At 30.5% G+C, this 5,334-nt stretch carries 6 protein-coding genes and 1 pseudogene; 3 read left to right on the forward strand and 4 right to left on the reverse strand.

The genetic code is table 11. The features are described 5' to 3' along the window. Window positions 1–73: 73 nt before the first annotated feature. Genes ACLRVU_RS15595 through ACLRVU_RS15605 form a run of 3 tightly spaced genes read right to left on the reverse strand, consistent with a single transcriptional unit; the run spans window position 74 to window position 2,441 of the window. Complete coding sequence (locus ACLRVU_RS15595; protein ID WP_170316699.1) at window positions 74–244, reverse strand: hypothetical protein; 171 nt, start codon at window positions 242–244, stop codon at window positions 74–76. A 15-nt stretch (window positions 245–259) separates the two neighbouring features. Next, window positions 260–1,600, reverse strand: a complete 1,341-nt coding sequence (locus ACLRVU_RS15600) for a type II restriction enzyme (protein WP_008816440.1) — start codon at window positions 1,598–1,600, stop codon at window positions 260–262. Continuing rightward, window positions 1,587–2,441, reverse strand: a complete 855-nt coding sequence (locus tag ACLRVU_RS15605) for a DNA adenine methylase (RefSeq protein WP_009588671.1) — start codon at window positions 2,439–2,441, stop codon at window positions 1,587–1,589. The genes ACLRVU_RS15600 and ACLRVU_RS15605 overlap by 14 nt, the downstream gene beginning before the upstream one ends. Window positions 2,442–2,592: 151 nt before the next feature. Between ACLRVU_RS15605 and ACLRVU_RS15610 the strand changes: the two genes are divergently transcribed. Continuing rightward, on the forward strand, window positions 2,593–3,309 hold the full coding sequence (locus ACLRVU_RS15610; RefSeq protein ID WP_008816442.1) for a TRM11 family SAM-dependent methyltransferase: 717 nt from the start codon (window positions 2,593–2,595) through the stop codon (window positions 3,307–3,309). Window positions 3,310–3,350: 41 nt separating this feature from the next. On the opposite strand, the pseudogene ACLRVU_RS15615 reads toward ACLRVU_RS15610, so the two are convergent. After that, window positions 3,351–3,524 (reverse strand): annotated as a pseudogene (locus ACLRVU_RS15615) (TnpV protein); the annotation flags it as partial. A 266-nt stretch (window positions 3,525–3,790) separates the two neighbouring features. On the opposite strand from ACLRVU_RS15615, the gene ACLRVU_RS15620 reads away from it, so the two are divergent. Both ACLRVU_RS15620 and ACLRVU_RS15625 read left to right on the forward strand, forming a co-directional pair. After that, window positions 3,791–4,492, forward strand: a complete 702-nt coding sequence (locus tag ACLRVU_RS15620; RefSeq protein WP_008816443.1) for a transposase — start codon at window positions 3,791–3,793, stop codon at window positions 4,490–4,492. Window positions 4,493–4,748: 256 nt separating this feature from the next. After that, window positions 4,749–5,129 carry a hypothetical protein gene (locus tag ACLRVU_RS15625; RefSeq protein WP_008816444.1) on the forward strand — a complete coding sequence of 127 codons (381 nt, stop codon included), beginning with the start codon at window positions 4,749–4,751 and terminating at the stop codon, window positions 5,127–5,129. Window positions 5,130–5,334: the final 205 nt, after the last annotated feature.

A 5,334-nucleotide genomic window follows, 5' to 3' on the forward strand; every position in this document is an offset into this window, starting at 1 on the left:
CGCTATTTTATCCAGCATTATAAAAGAAAAGGCGGTCACCCGCCTGATCTTGAAATTGATCCTCTCCACATTTTTATCTACAATCCTTACACCAAGATTGGTTACGTATTGTGCCATCTCCCATTTTTCGATAACCAAATTCACTTATTGGCTTCTTTTTTCCACATTTTGGACATACTCGAGTAGGCTCACTACCATTATAACCGTTTGCTTGGATTATAGGTCTCTTATCATTTTTGTTCATAAATTCACCTCCTCTTTACGAAAGCTTAATTAAATTGAAAATCCATTTTAACCAGCATCTTACAGATTGTGATCTTCTTACTATCTGACTCTCATTACATACATTCAACTCTCTCATTCTTTTTTGTATTATTTCTTTTTCAGGTAATTCTCCAAAATTTTCAACAATCAAATCAAAGAATTCAGAAAATATTTGATGTTCTAAAATAAGAGATACTAATTTTAATTGTCGTTGCTTATACTGCATTTTATAAATTTTCTTGCCTAAACTTGTTAAAACAGATTTCGCTTCATTCTCTTCTGTCTTTATTTTTTCAAATAATCCTAAATACTTACCTGCATTATAGTAATATTGTGATTGTCTATAAACTGGTTTATTGTTACTAAAATTAAAACCAAAATGCATTAACTCTGCTATTTCTTCATCATTCATTGGATTATCATACATATTTTCTAAAAGTGAAATAATGCGTTCAAATGAATCTGCTTGTACAAATGGAGGAAGATTTTTATTATTTTGATTGTCAGTATATTTAACCCTTGTTTCATTACTAACTTCTATAAGTTCTTCTAATGTTATTTCTGTATCTTGAAGGGAATAGTTCTTATTTTTTATCAATTTAATTGAAGAATAATCATTAATGTCAGTAAATTCATACTCAAATAAGCGATATATTTTATTAGAATAGATCGAAAACACTAATCTAATTGGTTTATTTACTTTAGTTTTCCAAAGTCTATATGGGTAATAAAGTTGTCTCACATGAAAATCGGGGTGTACTACATTTTTTGCTTCCATAATTACTACTGAATCTAAGTTTTCAAATCCACCGTCAATTTCACATTGAGCATTGTTTACTACAATACTTCGCTTTACTCCTCTATGCGTATCTACATTAAAATCGAAAATTCCAGTTCCCATACGGCCATTAAAAGTTCCAACATTTTCATGCGTTTCTAAAAAATCATCAAGAATTTTTGAGAGAATTAATACATTTATTGCATTAGCTTCTGAAGTAATGTTATCCACATCAATACTTTCATACTCAGGTAACTCTACAGAAGTCATTTTTGTAATATGCTCTTCTAATTCTGGAATATCTTGATACAAAAGAAAATCACCTAATACATACGAATGTCTACTGTTAGGTAAAATATTGATTTTATTTTTCTTTAAAATAGAAGGAAGCTGTTCAGAACTATCCCATTTAGACATCAAACGAGGTTCTTTAAATTCTTTAATTTGGGATGCTTCAATATGAAAAATTCCTTTTTCTTCAATTTGGTTTACAATATCATATTTTTCTAATATTTTTTCCCAAGCTTCTTCTACTGATATTTCTTTATTCTTGCTCATAATTGTATATCAACACCTCATTTATCTCGCCTCTAGAATTCCCTTTACTGTTTATAGATCTTTTAGCTTTAATTATCCTTATATTGTAATCTTTGTACAACTCACGAATAAATTCACAATCTGAATTCGATTGTAAGAATTTAATTCCTTTTTTGCTTAATTTGTCACACTCTTTTTTTAATTCTCTTTGTTTATCTGCATTAAACCCATTTTCAGTATATCCAGTAAATGATGATGAAGTTGATATTGGCATATAAGGTGGATCCAGATAAACGATCGCGCCTTTTCTTAACCCTTTTAACACTTCTTTATAATCACCATTTTTAATTGTAATAGCATTATCATTGAAATACTTTGACATTGCTCTAATTACATGTTCATTCACAATATTTGGATTTTTATACTTTCCATAAGGGGAATTGAATTGTCCTGCAGAGTTCACTCTATACAAACCATTATAACAAGTTTTGTTTAAGTAAATAATTCTTGCCGCTTTTTGAACATCTGTCATTTGGCTAAAAAATTCTGTTTTTCTATCATATTCTCTGACCATATAAAAATGTTCGCCTGTATTGTTATCTTTATGAAACTGCAACTCTTTAATCAACTCTTCAGGATGATCTTTTATTACAGTATAAACATTTACTAATTCACTATTATAATCATTTATAATAGCTTTTTTAGGCTGAAATTCAAATAGCACAGCCCCACCACCAATAAAAGGCTCAACATATGTTGAACAATTACTTGGTATCATAGGAATAATTTCATTCAATAGCTGTCGTTTTCCACCGACCCATTTAAGTACTGGGCTTAATAATAAATTCTTTTGATTTGCCATTAAAAACACTCCTTCCTAATCATGGCTATTTTAACATATTCGTAACTAAAACTAAATAGAAAGCCCCCTTCAAAAAAATAAATTTTTTTGAAGTATTTTTAGGAATTTGCTTACTTTAGATCGTATATATAAATAGGAGGTGTATTTTTACATGAATACATATAAATTACAAAACACTACTATTTGGAACTTTCCAGATAGGGGAAACTGGGCTACTCATAAAGGTGATTATAGAGGAAATTGGTCACCACATGTTCCTAAAAATTTAATTTTAAAATATACAGAACAGAAAGATCTTGTACTTGACTGTTTTGTTGGTTCAGGAACCACATTAATTGAAGCAAAATTATTAGATAGAAATGCTATAGGAATTGATATCAATAAAAAAGCTCTTGAAATAACTAGAAATCGATTGAATTTTGATTGCAATAATAATGCACATATACAATTGCATTTAGGTGATGCACAAAATCTAAAAATGGTAAAGGATAATTCGATAGACTTCATTTGTACACACCCACCTTACGCCGATATTATTAAATATAGCAAAAACATAGAGAATGATATATCTAACTTAGAATACAATGAATTTTTAGCACATATGAATCAAGTAAGCAAAGAACTTTATCGTGTCTTAAAGCCATCACATTTTTGTTCTTTCATGATCGGTGATATCAGAAAAAAGGGCAATGTAATCCCATTAGGATTTTTAACTATGCAAACTTTTATAAATAATGGCTTTACCCTAAAAGAAATCATAATCAAAGAACAACATAATTGTAGTTCTACTTCTTATTGGAATGATAAATCTAAAACTTTAGGTTTCTATTTATTAGCTCATGAATATATTTTCGTTTTATACAAGTAAATCCCCATAGCGTGAATACTCCATGAGGATTAACATAACCATTATTGAATAATTAATTCTTTTTTAATTACTTCATCAACAATATTCTCAATCACATTCATCTTTCTTACCCATTCCATTAGATTTTGTTGTTTTAATTGTTCAATAACATGCCATTCAACTTTATATTCTTCCACAAGCAAATCGTGCATCTCCCACGCTTGTTTATCAGTCTCATGTAAGTGGTCATACTATTTATTCCCCATCAAGAGAGCGTTGTAATGCGCCAATGTCATTAAGTTAAAGAATTATAGAGAAGAGGCATTTATACAAAAAAGTATAGGTGTCTTTTTTAATTTACGCTTGACAAAATTTGAAAAATCGTGCGCTCCGTTTCACGCGCCTTTGTAAGGTGTATGAGGTGATCTTATATGATCCTTAGTAATACATCCAGATCTTGCTTTCCCTTCATTTTTGATAAAAGATTAGAGGAGATTGTGGTATGACTTCTATCCATAATCTACTTTTCAATTCTTTGGATAAGATTTTAAATAAGGCGGACTGTTTGAAGTATGAACGACATTTTGTCATACATGAAGGTTCTGACTTTACTCGTAAATCTAGAAAGCTATCTTTTAAAGATACTATTTCATACATCTTGTCAATGGCGGGTAAGCCTATTCGCGAAGAGTTACTTGATTTTTTTCATTATTCAAATAATACTCCAACTGCCTCTGCATTTGTTCAGGCACGTTCTAAGATTTCTTCACGCGTTTTTCAATTTATTCTATACGAACTGAATAAAGCATTTCCACCTAACAATTTATATAAGGGCTATCATCTTATTGCGGTTGATGGGTCTGAAATGCAAATACCACTTGATTATAGTGATCCTGATTCACTGTATAAAAATTCATCTAAAGGTAAATTTTTATCTGCTTTTCATCTTAATGCCCGCTATGATATTTTAAACAATCGTTATTTAGATACGATCGTTCAAGGTATTCATAGTAAGAACGAAGTTAAAGCCATGTGGGAAATGGTTGAACGTTTTCACGAGGATAATGCTATTTTCATTGCGGATAGAAATTATGCAACCTGTAATAATATGGCTCATATCATACATTTGGGTAAGTCCTTTTTGATACGTGTGAAAGATATACACTCGATTTCTAGTCTTTTAATAATTCAATCTGCCAGATGAAGAATTTGATTTGGATTTACATATTACAATTGACAAGAAAATAGACGAAAGATATAAAATCTCAATCAGAAAAATATCGTTTCTTATCTACTACATCTACGTTTGATTTTATCGGTGAACATGATCCTTCGTATGATCTTCATTTTCGCGTAGTTCGATTTAAGCTGGATGGCAGTGAAGAATATGAGTCAATTGTCACAAATTTAAGTCGAGATGAATTTCATAAGGATAATATCAAAGAGATATACAATACTCGATGGTGTATAGAATTATCTTCCGTGACCTTAAATATTTAGCAGATCAGTGTGCTGTTCATACGAAAAAACGAGAAAGCATCCAACAGGAGATTTGGGCAAGAATGATACTGTATAATATATCCTTTATTATGGCTCATCATGTAGTAAATCATAAACCAAAGGTAAAAGGTAAGGATAGAAAGTATTCTTATGCGATAAACAAAAAAATGGCGATACATCATTGTCGCTATTTTATCCAGCATCGTAAAAGAAAAGGCGGTCATCCGCCTGATCTTGAAACACTCATTTCACAAGAACTCTTACCAATCCGTCCAATTCGAAAATGTAAGAGGCATGTGAAATCACAAACGCTAGTATGTTTCAACTACCGCTTTTCTTAATACGATATTATTATAACTCAAAAGTTTATAAATTGCTTGAAAAAGTTCTTTTTGTCATGCGACTTTTTTAGAACACTCTTAATCCTAACTGGATAAGATGAAATAAAATGGCACCCTGTTTGTTTTCATATTCTTAACTTAATGACATTGGTGATGCACAACGTGTTTTTACGCTTGCACAGGAAAAAGGATGCCTTGCATATAC

The organism is Beduini sp., assembly GCF_047239305.1.
In the GTDB taxonomy this organism is placed as follows: Bacteria; Bacillota_I; Bacilli_A; order Erysipelotrichales; family Coprobacillaceae; genus Beduini.

Coding starts and splice junctions, on each gene's coding strand:
- ACLRVU_RS15595 (WP_170316699.1), bottom strand. CDS start 244: ATGAACAAAAATGATAAGAGACCTATAATCCAAGCAAACGGTTATAAT.
- ACLRVU_RS15600 (WP_008816440.1), bottom strand. CDS start 1,600: ATGAGCAAGAATAAAGAAATATCAGTAGAAGAAGCTTGGGAAAAAATA.
- ACLRVU_RS15605 (WP_009588671.1), bottom strand. CDS start 2,441: ATGGCAAATCAAAAGAATTTATTATTAAGCCCAGTACTTAAATGGGTC.
- ACLRVU_RS15610 (WP_008816442.1), top strand. CDS start 2,593: ATGAATACATATAAATTACAAAACACTACTATTTGGAACTTTCCAGAT.
- ACLRVU_RS15620 (WP_008816443.1), top strand. CDS start 3,791: ATGACTTCTATCCATAATCTACTTTTCAATTCTTTGGATAAGATTTTA.
- ACLRVU_RS15625 (WP_008816444.1), top strand. CDS start 4,749: ATGGTGTATAGAATTATCTTCCGTGACCTTAAATATTTAGCAGATCAG.